General features: G+C 44.0%; 13 protein-coding genes and 1 pseudogene. 3 read left to right on the top strand and 11 right to left on the bottom strand.

Annotated elements, in window-relative coordinates; all coding sequences use genetic code 11:
* Positions 1-60: 60 nt before the first annotated feature.
* Together HED67_RS08270 and HED67_RS08265 are read right to left on the bottom strand one after the other, a co-directional pair.
* Positions 61-1,404 (bottom strand): butyryl-CoA:acetate CoA-transferase, encoded by a 1,344-nt coding sequence (locus tag HED67_RS08270; RefSeq protein WP_221718030.1) that lies wholly within the window; start codon positions 1,402-1,404, stop codon positions 61-63.
* A gap of 263 nt (positions 1,405-1,667) precedes the next feature.
* Entirely contained in the window at positions 1,668-2,081 is a 414-nt protein-coding gene (locus HED67_RS08265) for a putative ABC transporter permease (RefSeq protein WP_178438819.1), read from the bottom strand.
* A 252-nt stretch (positions 2,082-2,333) separates the two neighbouring features.
* Between HED67_RS08265 and HED67_RS08260 the strand changes: the two genes are divergently transcribed.
* A complete protein-coding gene (locus HED67_RS08260) occupies positions 2,334-3,242 on the top strand; it encodes a radical SAM protein (RefSeq protein ID WP_221718029.1) in 909 nt (302 codons plus the stop codon).
* A 5-nt stretch (positions 3,243-3,247) separates the two neighbouring features.
* On the top strand, positions 3,248-4,615 hold the full coding sequence (gene rlmD, locus HED67_RS08255) for a 23S rRNA (uracil(1939)-C(5))-methyltransferase RlmD (RefSeq protein WP_221718028.1): 1,368 nt from the start codon (positions 3,248-3,250) through the stop codon (positions 4,613-4,615).
* A gap of 59 nt (positions 4,616-4,674) precedes the next feature.
* Here the strand turns inward: rlmD and HED67_RS08250 are convergent, their stop codons facing one another.
* The 9 genes and pseudogenes from HED67_RS08250 to HED67_RS08210 all read right to left on the bottom strand — a co-directional run bounded on the left by HED67_RS08250 (position 4,675) and on the right by HED67_RS08210 (position 11,362).
* Complete coding sequence (locus HED67_RS08250) at positions 4,675-6,570, bottom strand: peptidylprolyl isomerase (protein ID WP_221718027.1); 1,896 nt, start codon at positions 6,568-6,570, stop codon at positions 4,675-4,677.
* Positions 6,571-6,633: 63 nt separating this feature from the next.
* Positions 6,634-6,918 carry a barstar family protein gene (locus HED67_RS08245; RefSeq protein ID WP_178438808.1) on the bottom strand — a complete coding sequence of 95 codons (285 nt, stop codon included), beginning with the start codon at positions 6,916-6,918 and terminating at the stop codon, positions 6,634-6,636.
* A 42-nt stretch (positions 6,919-6,960) separates the two neighbouring features.
* A complete protein-coding gene (locus HED67_RS08240; RefSeq protein ID WP_178438805.1) occupies positions 6,961-7,698 on the bottom strand; it encodes a DnaJ domain-containing protein in 738 nt (245 codons plus the stop codon).
* Positions 7,695-8,534, bottom strand: a complete 840-nt coding sequence (locus tag HED67_RS08235) for a DUF5685 family protein (RefSeq protein WP_178438801.1) — start codon at positions 8,532-8,534, stop codon at positions 7,695-7,697. The genes HED67_RS08240 and HED67_RS08235 overlap by 4 nt, the downstream gene beginning before the upstream one ends.
* 178 nt (positions 8,535-8,712) lie before the next feature.
* Complete coding sequence (locus HED67_RS08230) at positions 8,713-9,084, bottom strand: thioesterase family protein (RefSeq protein WP_178438798.1); 372 nt, start codon at positions 9,082-9,084, stop codon at positions 8,713-8,715.
* 208 nt (positions 9,085-9,292) lie between these two features.
* Positions 9,293-9,544 (bottom strand): annotated as a pseudogene (rpoZ, locus tag HED67_RS17535) (DNA-directed RNA polymerase subunit omega); the annotation flags it as partial.
* A 3-nt stretch (positions 9,545-9,547) separates the two neighbouring features.
* Positions 9,548-10,189, bottom strand: coding sequence for a guanylate kinase (gmk, locus tag HED67_RS08220; protein WP_178438792.1), 642 nt, complete (start codon positions 10,187-10,189; stop codon positions 9,548-9,550).
* Entirely contained in the window at positions 10,182-10,469 is a 288-nt protein-coding gene (locus HED67_RS08215; RefSeq protein ID WP_178438789.1) for a DUF370 domain-containing protein, read from the bottom strand. Before HED67_RS08215 ends, gmk begins: the two co-directional genes overlap by 8 nt.
* Before the next feature lie 14 nt (positions 10,470-10,483).
* Positions 10,484-11,362, bottom strand: a complete 879-nt coding sequence (locus HED67_RS08210) for a YicC/YloC family endoribonuclease (protein WP_221718026.1) — start codon at positions 11,360-11,362, stop codon at positions 10,484-10,486.
* A gap of 219 nt (positions 11,363-11,581) precedes the next feature.
* Here HED67_RS08210 and HED67_RS08205 point away from each other — a divergent pair, with 219 nt between their 5' ends.
* Complete coding sequence (locus HED67_RS08205) at positions 11,582-13,330, top strand: Rqc2 family fibronectin-binding protein (RefSeq protein WP_221718025.1); 1,749 nt, start codon at positions 11,582-11,584, stop codon at positions 13,328-13,330.
* Positions 13,331-13,564 lie beyond the last annotated feature (234 nt).

The following is a 13,564-nucleotide window of genomic DNA, read 5'->3' as shown; positions in this document are numbered from 1 at the left end:
GCAGACCCTCTTAGTATAAGTCTGCAGCCATAAGGAAGGTATGTCATCGAGATGACTTAATTAGCCAATTCTATTGCTCCGTCTCCAGATATGCATCTTTTCAGCTTCTGCAATGAGTTCATCTCTGAACTGCGGATGGGCAATGCCAATCAGCGCTTCCGCTCTCTGCCATGCGGACATGCCTTTCAGATTGACTTTACCATACTCTGTAACAACGTAATGTGTATTGGCACGTGTATCTGTTACAATTGATCCATTATGTAATGTCGGACGAATTCTTGACTGAAGAACGCCATTCTTATCCTTGAATGTTGAAGACAGACAGATAAAACTCTTGCCGCCCCTTGACTGATAAGCGCCTAATACGAAATCCAGCTGACCGCCGGCACCGCTGATCTGCTTTGTGCCTGAACTTTCTGAGCTGACCTGTCCATAGAGATCGATGTCAACTGCATTGTTAATGGAAATGAAATTATCCAATGCGGCAACTGACTGTATACAGTTCGTATAATCCACCGGTGCTGACATACATTCAGGATTATTGTCAATGTAGTCATATAACTTCTTCGTACCTGCCGCAAAAGCGTATACCTGACGTCCTCTGTCAATATTCTTGCGTGATCCATTGATCTTACCCGCGTTGGCAATATCCACAAAGGCATCCACATACATCTCTGTATGAACACCCAGGTCACGAAGATCGGATTCAGCGATCATAGAACCAACCGCATTCGGCATGCCGCCGATACCTAATTGAAGACATGCACCATTCGGAATCTCCTCCACGATGAGCTTAGCCACTGCTTCATCTACTTCTGTCGCCTTGCTGGCACCCATCTCAGCAATCGGTGGATTATCTCCTTCTACTATATGTGTAACCTGTGAAATATGAATACCCTCATTGAAGCCTCCCAGACATCTCGGCATATTGTGATTAACTTCCACAATAATAACCTGTGCACGTTTGCACATGCTGGCCATATGAGAGGCACTCGGTCCAAAATTAAAGAACCCATGTTCATCCATCGGCGCTACCTGAAACATCGCCACATGAATCGGCTGCACGTTCTCCGCATAATAACGCGGCAGCTCAGAATATCTGATCGGAGAATAATAGGCAAATCCTTCATTCACTGCCTTACGTTCAATTCCCGACATATGCCAGGAATTCCAGCTAAAATGCGCCGCAGGATTCTCTATATCAAAAATAGCAGGACGCCACAATGCAATACCGCCTCGAACCTTCACATCTTCAAGTTCAGGCATTCTTGCCGCCAATGCCTGGTCCAATGCTACCGGATGTCCCGTACACCAGCCGTAATCTATCCAATCTCCGCTGGTAACAACTTTGACCGCTTCCCTGGCTGTACATAATTTTGACGCATAAAGCTTCTTATAATCCATATCGTATCCTCCTTCTACAAATTTTCCCTATAACTTATTGAACCAATTAAGATATTTTTTTAACAATTTTTAGTATAGCATGATTTTATAAAAAGGTCAACTATCTTGCAACGCCAAAAGCGAAACATACAGTGTGCGTGCGAATTATACGCATTCGAAATATTTTTTCTTATTTTCGTCCTTCCGCTAATGATAATTTTTATAACGGTAGAGTGCTTTTTTCGCCAAAATATTGATATTAAAATAACAATATTATCTACAATCTACAACCTATATTTTGGTTTTTCTCCCTTGTACAGCCAGTATCTCAAATAATCATCCGCTACAATCGCTGCCGCGCTCAATACGAACCAGACAGCTGCATATGGAAGACAGATCTGTCCATAGAGATTAAAGGGCACCCGGCTATAATCCCATATATCCAGTTTCAGCCACAGATTCAGAATCACCCCTGCACAGAATTCAAGAAAAGTGATCATCAGCATCGACAAAAACATTTGCTGCAGCAGCGTATATCTGCCCCGCTGCTTCTCGTTGAGGAGTCCGCACAAAATAAAACAGATGCCGCCCAGAACAAACATGCTCCAATGTGAAAATCCCCTTGTAAAAATTTCAATTCCATAATAAATGCTGCCGCCGAATACAAATAGAAACAGGAACTTACATAAAGCTATCATTTTTCTATCCTTTCCGCTGTCTTTCCAGACAGCTGCCAACTCTTTTATAGTAGTATAGACTTCCAAATAGCTTTTTAGTCCTTTTATCCGATGAATATATCTTATACATGAAAAGCCTTTTTTCAGACACGCTCTAGTATTTTCTGACAGAGTGTGCTACAATTTCATAGGTATTTAAATGGAAGTATTCTTATTTTATAAATCATACAACTGTGCATATTTGTGCAGCACTTAAACAATGGAGCGTGATCTATGTCACTATTAGATTTATATACATCCTGTCAGCTTTGTCCCAGAAACTGCAAAGCTGACAGACAACATGGACAAACCGGATTCTGTCATGTGCCGGCCGATCTGAAGGTCGCCCGGGCCGCACTTCATATGTGGGAAGAACCCTGCATTTCAGGCGAAGCAGGTTCAGGTGCTGTCTTTTTCTCCGGCTGCAGCGTGGGCTGTGTTTTCTGCCAGAATCATGCCATTGCTGCCGGCCAGAGCGGCAAGAGGATTTCTATAGAGAGACTAGCCGATATATTTCTGGAACTGCAGACAAAAGGTGCCAACAATATCAACCTTGTCACACCGGAGCACTATGCACCCTCCATTGCACTGGCCCTTGATATGGCCAAGGCAAAGGGACTGCATCTGCCAATCATCTGCAACTGCAGCGGCTATTCTTCTCTGACTGCTCTGCGTATTCTTTCTGATCATGTCAACGTCTGGCTGCCGGATTTTAAGTATTACAGTCCTGAATTATCCAGAAAATATTCCCATGCGCCGGACTATTTTACAGTGGCCTGTCAGGCACTTCAATTCATGTATGAACAGGCCGGTGATCCCGTCTTTGATGACAGTGGTATCATTCAAAAGGGCATCATCGTCCGGCATCTGACCCTGCCCGGCTGTATGGAAGATTCCAGAAGCGTCATTCACTATCTTCACGAAACCTACGGAGACAAGATTTATATCAGTATCATGAACCAATTCACTCCTGTTTCTGAACTGCTTTCAGATTACCCGGAACTCAATCATACAATTTCCACTTCCGATTATGATGCTTTGGTTGACTACGCCATTGACATCGGTATCGAAAACGGTTTTATTCAGGAAGGTGAAACTGCCAAAGAAAGTTTCATTCCGCCATTTGACAACGAAGGAGTTTAATATTTATGTACAACAAGAAAAAAACAACTGATAAGCCGGTTGGAAAATCATCCGGTTTAAACCATTCATCTTCAACCAGGACTTTTTCAAAAAAAAGCGATTCTAAAAAGACTATCTCCCAGCAAGGCAAAACACACAAGCCAGCTGCTGTTAAAATAGAATCCGATGCCAAAGCATCATATAGAAAAATATCCACAGCAGTTTCTCAAAACCCAGATGTTTGTCCTGTTCACCGAAAGTGCGGCGGCTGCCAGTATCAGGGTATGGCTTACAAAAAACAGTTATCTCTGAAACAACGTCAGGCCAACATGCTTCTGGGCAAGTTCGGACCAGTGCTTCCGATCATCGGCATGAAAGATCCGCTTCATTACCGCAACAAAGTACATGCCGTCTTTGCATTTGAAAAAGGCAAAGCCATCGCCGGTACTTATCAGGAAGGCACCCACAAAGTCGTCCCTGTGGAAAGCTGTCTGATTGATGATGAAAAATCCGATGCGATTATCCAGACAATCCGCGGACTTCTGAGATCCTTCAAGATTAAAACTTACAACGAGGATTCAGGCTACGGACTCCTCAGACACGTATTAATTCGCCGTGGTTTTACAAGCGGTGAGATCATGGTTGTGCTGGTTGCATCCTCTCCTGTTTTCCCTTCTAAGAATAATTTTGTCAAAGCTCTCAGAAAAGAACATCCGGAGATTACAACTGTGATTCTCAATGTCAATGACCAGAATACCAGCATGGTTCTGGGCGAACGCAATATTACTCTTTACGGCAAAGGCTACATTGTTGATACATTATGCGGCCATACATTTGCCATTTCACCATCTGCCTTCTATCAGGTAAATCCGGTTCAAACGGAGATTCTTTACCAGACAGCCATGGATTATGCCGGACTGACTGGTAAAGAAACCGTTGTAGATGCCTACTGCGGTATCGGAACCATTGGCATCATCGCCGCTGACAAAGCCAAATCCGTTATTGGTGTTGAATTAAATCCAGCCTCTGTGAAAGACGCCAGAAACAATGCCCGTCACAACAATATCGGCAACATTACCTTCTATCAAAATGATGCTGAACGCTTCTTAAACGAAATGCAGGAACAGAATGCCAAGGCAGATGTGATCTTCATGGACCCTCCGAGAGCCGGTTCCACACAATCTTTCATGGCCTCTGCCATCTCCCTGAATCCGGACCGCATTGTTTATATTTCCTGTAATCCGGAAACACTGGCAAGGGATCTGGAATTTTTTAAGAAACATCAGTACACCGCTGAGAAAATTCAGCCCGTGGATATGTTCCCATTCACAACACATATGGAAACCGTGTGCCTCTTAACCTGCAGAAAGCATCTAACAAAAGCTTCATACTAAACAGCAAAATCCCCGAAGGAATTCCTCCGGGGATTTCGTTATTATTGATATATCGTTTATTATTTTGCTGCTGTTTCAACAGTTTCTGTTTCGGAAACCGCTGTTTCAGATGCAGTTGTAGTTTCGCTGGTTGCTGCACTCTCTGTAGCTGCTGCAGTATCTGTCTCAGAAGCTGTCTCTGCTGCAGCCTTTGTCTCATGCAGGTAAGCAACGTGATGTCTGCTGTCCTTAACTTCCAGGTCTGCTGTCAGATTAGACATGTAATCATTCAGCTTGTTGGATGTGATGGTATCTTTGATGTTCACATACCATTCTTCTTTATTATCTCCTACAAAGTAAATGATATGATAGCCATAATCGGATTCTACAATACCTGTATCACCAGGCTTACGGGAAGCATCGAAAATCCAGTCATTGAAGTTTGTAACCATCTGACCTTCTTTAACAGCTTCGTAAAGACCACCATTTGTGTTGGAGCCGGAATCATCACTGTATGTGTTTGCCAGCTCTGCAAAGCTGTCTTCTGTTGCATCACCGTTCTTCCAGTCATCCAGAATCTGCTCAGCTTTAATCTTTGCTGCTGCTTTTGCATCTTCCTTAGCCTGTTCCTGTGCCTCTGCAGATTCAGTCTCTGCTGTTTCTGTTTCACCAGCTGCAGCTGTTTCCGTTTCTGCTGTCTCAGCAGTATCTGTTGAAGCTGTATCTGCACTGATCAGAATCTGTCGAACATCAACGGTCTTTGTATGATCAAGGTATCTGTCTTTGAAGTAAACAACATAATATGCATTATTGGCAGTATCTTCGATCACAGTTGTATCTCCTGCCTGACGATCCGCATCAAATAACCAGTTGGCAACATCTGTCGGACTGATAGAGGATTTCTTCTTGTCTGTATTCAGAGAATCAACGGTTGTATCAGATGCATACTTATCATAAACTTTCTCGAAAGAAGCTTCATCCTTGATCTTGGAAAGCATCTCATCAGCTTTTGCTTTGGCAGCTGCCATTGCTGCTTTCTTCGCTTCTTCTTCAGCCTTGGCTGCGGCTTCGCTTTCTTCCGCACTCATTGTCTCAGATTCCGTTTCTGTCTGAGTTTCTGTCACTGCAGTTTCAGAAGTGCTCTCTGCGGCTGTTTCAGAAATACTTTCAGCAGCTGTTTCTGTCTGGGCCTCTGTTTCAGTCTCAGTCTCTTCTTCCGGCATATCTGCTTCAATCTTGCAGACTCTGTAATCTACAGAATCATAATTGTCCTTGTTCTCATCATAGTAAGTATTGATCTCGTCATCTGTGACTTCGATATCGTCCTTGACATCATTGTAATAAGCAGATGCAAGACCGCTCATCTCTACATATGGTTTGATACCTTCAAGTGTTGCATCACTGCCAAATACAGACTTGCAATATTCATCTTCACTGACTCCCTGCTGCTGGGCATAGGATTTAATGGAAGTGACCATATCGTCATAATCAGAAGATGCATCATACTCAAAACCTTTTTCATTGGCTTCATCTGTCAGTGCGTAAACATTCTTCAGCTGATTGACTGCCTGCTGCTGGAAATAATCATCCCATGTCATTGTATCTGAATACTGCTGCTGATCCAGCGGTTTGGATGTATCCAGACCAAAGTAAGACAGATAACTGCCATATGTGGAAGCAAATGAATTCAGGCTGCTGTAATAATAATAGTCAAATTCAGCTTTCTGAATTTCATGACTGCCTACAGTGATATATGGGCCATGTTTTTCCTGGTAATTGTCATAAAATTTCCATGCTGCGATACATACACAGATGACAACTGCAAGAATACAGCCTGTTTTGATAATCTTCTTCTCTTTCTTAGCCTTACGTTCTTCCTCCTGACGACGCTGCATCTTCAGGTCATACTTTGTCATTTTCTTCTCCGGCTTTGTGTTGTCTGCCGGACTATTGGATTTGTTGTTCTTTTCAGACATATCAACTGCCGCGATGCCCACCGTTCTGGCAGGTACCGCGTCGCTCCTTCCTACTATTAATTTCTAATATTCTTCATAGCTTACTTCTGTCCAGGCCAGCGACAGATTGCTGTTGTCACTGGCGGCATCCTCAAATACCCACATAAGTCTGGAACCATAAGAAGTATTCTCCATACATTCACGATTAATGATCGTGACATGTGTCTCTTCCGTTATATCTGTCAATGCATCATAAAATCCTTCCAGATCATTGCCATAATATTCCGGAAAATCAAACACATCAAATAGGTACTCCTGTGCTGAGGATTCCAAAGCCATATACTTTCCATTTAATGTAATCTCTTTCATCGTCCTGTTCTCCCCTCATTCCGCTATACGGCGTACAGCGCATTAATGGTAATAGAAAACACCCGGGCCGCAGCATCCGGCACCCGGACACAAACATCCGCAAGCCGCATTCAGACATAAAATCTTGCAGCACCAGTCTGAGACATTGATGGTCGGCATGCCATAAGACTGTCCCATATCCTGATACCACTGACCGCCTGATTCCAGCTGACTGAGCAGCTGCCGATACTGCATGTTGTTCGGATCCATCTCCACTGCTTTCCTGGCATGCTCTTTGGCATTGATATTGCTTCCCATCCTTGCATTGGCAAGGGCGCTCAGATAATACCACTGGGCATTGCGGTTGGCAATACTGTCAAGGACATGCAGTGCTTCCGTATAACTTCCGGCATTGATATAATTGGCTGCTGCCCGGAATTTCAAGGAATCCTCATCCTGATACTGGTTCTGCTGATTCTGCTGCTGGCTGCCATAACCGCCATAACCACTGCCATAGCCGCCGAATCCACCGAAACTGCCCCAGAAATCCTGTCCGCCGGCTGAACCACCATAACCGCCGTAGCCCGCGCTGCTCTGTCCTGAAGTTCCACGCTCACGTTCATTGATAATCTGATTGTAAGCAGCCTGAACCTCTTTAAACTTCGCTTCTGCAGCTTCTTTGTTCGGATTATTAATATTCGCATCCGGATGATACTTCCTGCTCAGCTTTCGATATGCTTTTTTAATTTCGTCATTACTGGCATCTCTGCTTACACCAAGTACCTGATAAGGATCTGTCATTCGTTTTCTCCTGCCTTATTTCTTTTATTATAAACTGAGGCAAATTTTGCCCATACACCGGAATAGAGGATATTCCGAAGTATACCTACATCCTGGATGATCGGCAGACGTTCAAAGGCTTTGCAGCATTCCGCCATCTGCATCATCAACATACTCTGACATTCACTGTCAAAGTTCTCATCATCTTTCATCTTTATCAATGGATTGTAGTTCCCGGACTTCTCATCCTTCTCTACATCCTCATAAGCATCCATGAGATAGATAAACTTGCCAAGGAAGAACCCCATCTGTCTGAGATCTGATGACCATGCATCCTCTCTGCAGACAAATACCTCTGCTAACATCTTTCCTGTCAGACAGGCTGCTTCCTCAACATTATCTGAGTGTTTCTTTTCGCACCGGGCAAGGGCTTTCATATAGTCCGCCACTGCCTTGTGCTGTCTTGGATACTTTGCTTTAATTGCTTCATATTGCTTCGAAAGCAGCTGTGCAGCTGCATAGCGAGAAATCCTTCTCTCATCCTGCCAGTCATCCAGTAAATTGTAGTATGCCAGCAGAACATTCATATCTGCACAGTAGGATGAAAAGTCATTCCATCTCTCTGTATGCTGCTTCATAGGATGAACAAGACATCTTCCCGTCTTCTCATGAAGCGGATGTTCATAAACACCATTTAAAAGAATAACAAGAAATGTCATATCATATGTCAGAGTCAGCTGACCGGCCCGTCCGTGACGTCCATGAAGTGCATGGCACAAACCGCAGTAATAAGCGTCATATGCTGCTGATTCTTTAACTTTTAATTCTGACCGATTAACTGTGATATATCCAAACATTTGATTCCTTCCATTGCTGACGGTATTTGATTCCTGTTCATTCCATACTAATTCCAAATAAACAAAATAGCAATTAAATGATTATTATTTTTTTATAAAACTCTGGGAAACAGTTGATGCAGGTATAAAGGCAGGCACACCAGACCTGCCGGTGTGCCCGTGTCAATTCATCTTTAAATTATGACAGTCTTGCCATAAATGCTTCGTTATTAATAATCGCACGTTTGTGGATACCTGTGCCTACAAGGCCTTTCTCATCGTAGACATTCACTTCAAATACAAGCTTCTTGCCATTCACTTCTTTTAAAAGGCTTTCGCATCTGACAGTCATGCCCACTGGTGTTGCTGCAATGTGTTTGATATCAACGGCTACACCAACTGTACCTTCACCTTCTGCAAGATATGGCTGAACGCTTTCTGCACATGTGCCTTCCATCAATGCGATCATGCTTGGTGTCGCATAAACCGGAAGTAAACCACTGCCTACCTTGCTTGCTGTCACTTCATCTGTTACAACAATGCTTTTCTCATTCTTAATTCCTGCTTCCATTTGTAAAGCCTCCTTATGATATTGTCTGCAGATCAGATTATTCGTAATCGTCCTCTTCACTGCTCATATCTTCTTTGGCTTCTGATTCATCAGCATCTTCGTCATCTTCCGCATCCTCATCAGAATCTTCCTTCTCATCTTCAAAGATATCTTCATCATCCACATCAAGAGCAATGTCATAAACATCATTGCCGATTGAAGGCTTATCATCTTCATCATCCGCATCTTCACCGCTTGAAAGGATCTTCACATCACCATTCATCAGTTCATCAACTGCAACTGATAAAGGTTTCTTGTTCTTGTAATCAGGGACAGCAGATTCTGCACCTGCAATAATCTGTCTTGCACGCTTAGCTGCTGCAATAACGATTGAATATCTGCTGCTGACGATTGGCTGTTCGCCTTCTTTTACTTCACTGTTCACAGCATTCATTAATTCCGTATAAGATGGATGTAACATGTATCATTCTCCTTTTCTATATGCCTGCAGGTCTCTCTGCAGTTCCTGAATCTTCGCGCCATTAAACTGGGTTCTCTGGTGTTCTGCATCAATCAGCCGGTGGATTGCTTCCACACAGTTCTCCACTTCATCATTGATCACAACATAATCATACTGATTAATCTTCTCTGCCTCAACACCGGCTGTCGCCAGTCTTGATGCGATCACTTCTTCTGTCTCAGTCTGGCGGCCGCGAAGTCTTCTTTCAAGTTCTTCAATCGACGGTGGTGTCAGAAAAATCAAAATTGCTTCCGGCATTGCTTTCTTTACCGCAAATGCCCCCTGCTGCTCAATCTCAAGGATGACATCATATCCGGCAGCCAGATTCTCTTCCACATACTGACGGGGTGTGCCATAAGAATGTGCAACATACTGCGCATACTCCAGAAAAGCATCGTCTTCAATCATCTGTCGGAACTCTTCATCACTCTTGAAAAAATAATGTACACCGTGCTGCTCACCATTTCTCGGACTGCGTGTCGTTGCAGAAATGGACAGTTTATATTTCTCAGGGTACTTCTCAAGAAGTCTGTGAACAACAGTTCCTTTGCCTGCCCCTGAAAAACCAGAGATAATCGTCAAAATACCTCTCTTCTGATCACTCATCTTCCTCATCCTTTTCCGTATCTATTGTTTGTTCCTGTATCTCCCGGCCCTGGTACCGCCCGGCAATCGTCTCCGGCTGCAGTGCCGACAGCACAACATGATCATCTGTCATGATGATCACTGCCCGGGTCCTGCGTCCCTGCGTTGCATCAATCGCCCGGCCTTCATCCTTTGCGTTCTGCACGATCCGCTTACTGGGTGCAGAATCAGGGCTGATAATGGCCACGATCTTGGATGCATTGACCATATTGCCAAAACCGATATTGATCAATCTGCTCATCGCATTCTCCCTGACTATTCAATATTCTGAATCTGTTCTCTAACCTTCTCAATATCAGTCTTCAGATCAATCGCCGTATTGGAAATCAGAAGATCATTGGCCTTGGATAAAATTGTATTGGCCTCCCTGTTCATCTCCTGAGCGATAAAATCAAGCTTACGTCCGACACTTCCGCCATTGATCAGGGTTGTCCTTGTAGCTTCAATATGACTCTTCAGTCGGACAATCTCCTCGTCCACACACAATTTATCTGCATAAATGGTTGTCTCCATGGCGATCCTGCCCTCATCCACATTCGTATCACCCAGCAATTCTCTGACTTTCTCTTCCAGACGTGCCCGGTAATCCGCAATGATCTGAGGTGAACGTTCTTCAATGTAGGCAACATATTCCAACATACCGTCCAGTTTTGCGATCAGATCCTTCTTCAGCTGCTCGCCTTCTCTGCTTCTCGTCTCCACAAGCCCTTCACAGGCTTTGATAATAGCCTGTTCAAGGAAATGCCACAGCTCATCTTCATCTACAGCCTGCTCCTCAAGGGTAAGAACCTCCGGATAACGTGAAAGTGCAGAAGCCCGGACATCATTATCAATTCCAAAATCTTCTGACATCTGACGAAGAGCATTCATATACTCCGCCGCCAGTTCTTTGTTGTATTTCAGATAGCTTCTGTTCTCAGTATAATCTTCATAAGTAATGAAAACATCAACCTTACCTCTCTGAATATACTTCTTCAACAGAGTACGGATCGCTGATTCAAAGAAGCCAAGCTTCTTCGGCATCTTGATGGTGATATCACAGTATCTGTGATTCACGGACTTCATCTCCACAATGACCTTTCTGTCTTTATCGGCAATCTCACATCGCCCAAAACCAGTCATACTCTTTAACATCTGGTTCACCTGCTCTCATGATATTGCATATGCCATCCTCTTTCTCCGTAGGTTCGGATGGATATATATGGACATATACACTTTATTATAAAACACAAAAAAATACAAGTCAACACAAAAAGCATACCCTCTCTGTACTTTCTGTAAAAGTTCCTTGCCCCGTTCTCTTTAAATATGATATGATATTATCTGAATTGAAAAGAAAGGAAGTACATCAATATGGCTTTAGATGGACTTGTTATATCCAATATCGCATATGAACTCTCGGAGACACTGACGGGAGGACGTATTAATAAAATTTATCAGCCGGAACCGGATGCTCTGATTCTCGGCATTAAGAATAATCGTACCAATTACAAACTGCTGATTTCTGCCAGTGCCTCTCTGCCACTGATTTATCTGACAGATGATACGCCGGCCAATCCGGCTGTAGCGCCGAACTTCTGCATGCTGCTGCGCAAACATATCAACGGCGGCAAAATTCTTTCCATTACCCAGCCCGGACTGGAACGTATCCTGCATTTTCATATTGAACATCTCAATGAGATGGGGGATATCTGTGAGAAAGTACTTATTGTAGAATTGATGGGCAAACACAGCAATATCATTTTCTGTCAACCTGATATGACAATCATTGACAGCATCAAGCATATTTCTGCCAATGTTAGTTCTGTCCGGGAAGTTCTCCCGGGAAGACCGTATTTTATCGCCGAAACACAGCACAAACTGAATCCTCTGGAAATTAATGAAGAAACTTTTATTGGTGAAGTGCTCTCGCAGCCTCTGTCGGTAGGCAAAGCGATTTACACAATGATCACCGGCATCAGTCCGCTCATTGCCGAGGAGCTCTGTTTCCGGGCTTCCATTGATTCCGGTGCCAGCACCAAAGCTTTATCCGAGCTGGAACAGCTACATCTTTACCGAACATTTGAGAAATTAAAAGAAGATATCATTGAGCATCGCTATCAGCCGAACATCGTTTCTGACGAAGGCACGCCGACGGAATTTTCTTCTACACAGCTGACCTGTTACGGTGAACTGCAGGAAGAAGACTTTGACAGCATTTCCGAAGTCCTCCGATATTATTATGCCGCCCGCAATGCGGCTACAAGAATCCGCCAGCGTTCTTCCGACCTTCGACGGATTGTGGCAACAGCCCTTGAGAGATGCCGCAAGAAATATGCCCTTCAGGCCAAACAGCTGAAGGACACCGAGAAGAAGGATAAATACCGGATTTACGGTGAAATGTTAAACACCTACGGCTACAGTCTGGAACCCGGCGCCAAAAGTCTGAAGTGTGTCAACTACTATACCAACGAAGAAATCCAGGTGCCTTTGGATCCACAGTTAAGTGCCCATGAAAACTCTGTCAAATATTTTGACCGCTATGCCAAGTTGAAACGGACATGGGAAGCCCTCTCCGTCCAGATTCAGGAAACAAAAGATGAGCTGGAACATCTGGATTCCATCAGCACAGCCCTTGATATCGCCGTCTCAGAAGATGATTTGATTCAGCTCAAAGAAGAACTGATTCAGTTTGGCTATATCAAACGCCATTATTCCGGCAAAAAGGGCAACAAAAAAGTCCGCATCAACAGCAAACCATTCCACTATATCTCATCAGATGGCTTCCATATGTATGTGGGCAAGAATAACTTCCAGAACGAAGAATTGACCTTCAAATTCGCCACAGGCAACGACTGGTGGTTCCATGCCAAAGGCATCCCGGGCTCCCACGTCATCGTCAAGAGTGAAGGACAGGAGCTCCCGGACCGCACCTTCGAAGAAGCCGGCCGACTGGCCGCTTACTACTCCAAAGGCCGTGACGCGGAAAAAGTCGAAATCGACTACGTCCAGAAAAAACAGGTCAAAAAAACCCCCGGCGGGAAACCAGGCTTTGTTATCTACCATACGAACTATTCATTGCTGATCGACCCGGATATCCGAAACATTCAGCAGGTCAAATAAACCGGCCTTTGACGTTGGACTTCGCGATGGCTATGTAAAATCAGGCACGTTCGCACTGCCCGGCATTGGCAGTGGTACATAAAGTGGTACAAAACACCACTTAAGTACCAGCCATGCCGGAAGCACCTGATTTTACATAGCCATCGCGAAGTCCAACTGTGTATTGGGGCCACTTCTATTATATTTAAAATGCTGAAGATTTCGAATAGGGATTTTAAGAAGCATTTACTAATT

Origin of the sequence: Pseudocoprococcus catus (genome assembly GCF_019734885.1) — a bacterium.
Taxonomy (GTDB): Bacteria; Bacillota; Clostridia; order Lachnospirales; family Lachnospiraceae; genus Coprococcus_A; species Coprococcus_A catus.
This window is presented reverse-complemented; position numbering and strand designations above follow the sequence as displayed.

Coding starts and splice junctions, on each gene's coding strand:
- HED67_RS08240 (WP_178438805.1), bottom strand. CDS start 7,698: ATGACAGATCCTTATCAGGTACTTGGTGTAAGCAGAGATGCCAGTAAT.
- HED67_RS08270 (WP_221718030.1), bottom strand. CDS start 1,404: ATGGATTATAAGAAGCTTTATGCGTCAAAATTATGTACAGCCAGGGAA.
- HED67_RS08265 (WP_178438819.1), bottom strand. CDS start 2,081: ATGATAGCTTTATGTAAGTTCCTGTTTCTATTTGTATTCGGCGGCAGC.
- gmk (WP_178438792.1), bottom strand. CDS start 10,189: ATGAGTGATCAGAAGAGAGGTATTTTGACGATTATCTCTGGTTTTTCA.
- rlmD (WP_221718028.1), top strand. CDS start 3,248: ATGTACAACAAGAAAAAAACAACTGATAAGCCGGTTGGAAAATCATCC.
- HED67_RS08235 (WP_178438801.1), bottom strand. CDS start 8,534: ATGTTTGGATATATCACAGTTAATCGGTCAGAATTAAAAGTTAAAGAA.
- HED67_RS08205 (WP_221718025.1), top strand. CDS start 11,582: ATGGCTTTAGATGGACTTGTTATATCCAATATCGCATATGAACTCTCG.
- HED67_RS08210 (WP_221718026.1), bottom strand. CDS start 11,362: ATGTTAAAGAGTATGACTGGTTTTGGGCGATGTGAGATTGCCGATAAA.
- HED67_RS08230 (WP_178438798.1), bottom strand. CDS start 9,084: ATGGAAGCAGGAATTAAGAATGAGAAAAGCATTGTTGTAACAGATGAA.
- HED67_RS08215 (WP_178438789.1), bottom strand. CDS start 10,469: ATGAGCAGATTGATCAATATCGGTTTTGGCAATATGGTCAATGCATCC.
- HED67_RS08245 (WP_178438808.1), bottom strand. CDS start 6,918: ATGAAAGAGATTACATTAAATGGAAAGTATATGGCTTTGGAATCCTCA.
- HED67_RS08260 (WP_221718029.1), top strand. CDS start 2,334: ATGTCACTATTAGATTTATATACATCCTGTCAGCTTTGTCCCAGAAAC.
- HED67_RS08250 (WP_221718027.1), bottom strand. CDS start 6,570: ATGTCTGAAAAGAACAACAAATCCAATAGTCCGGCAGACAACACAAAG.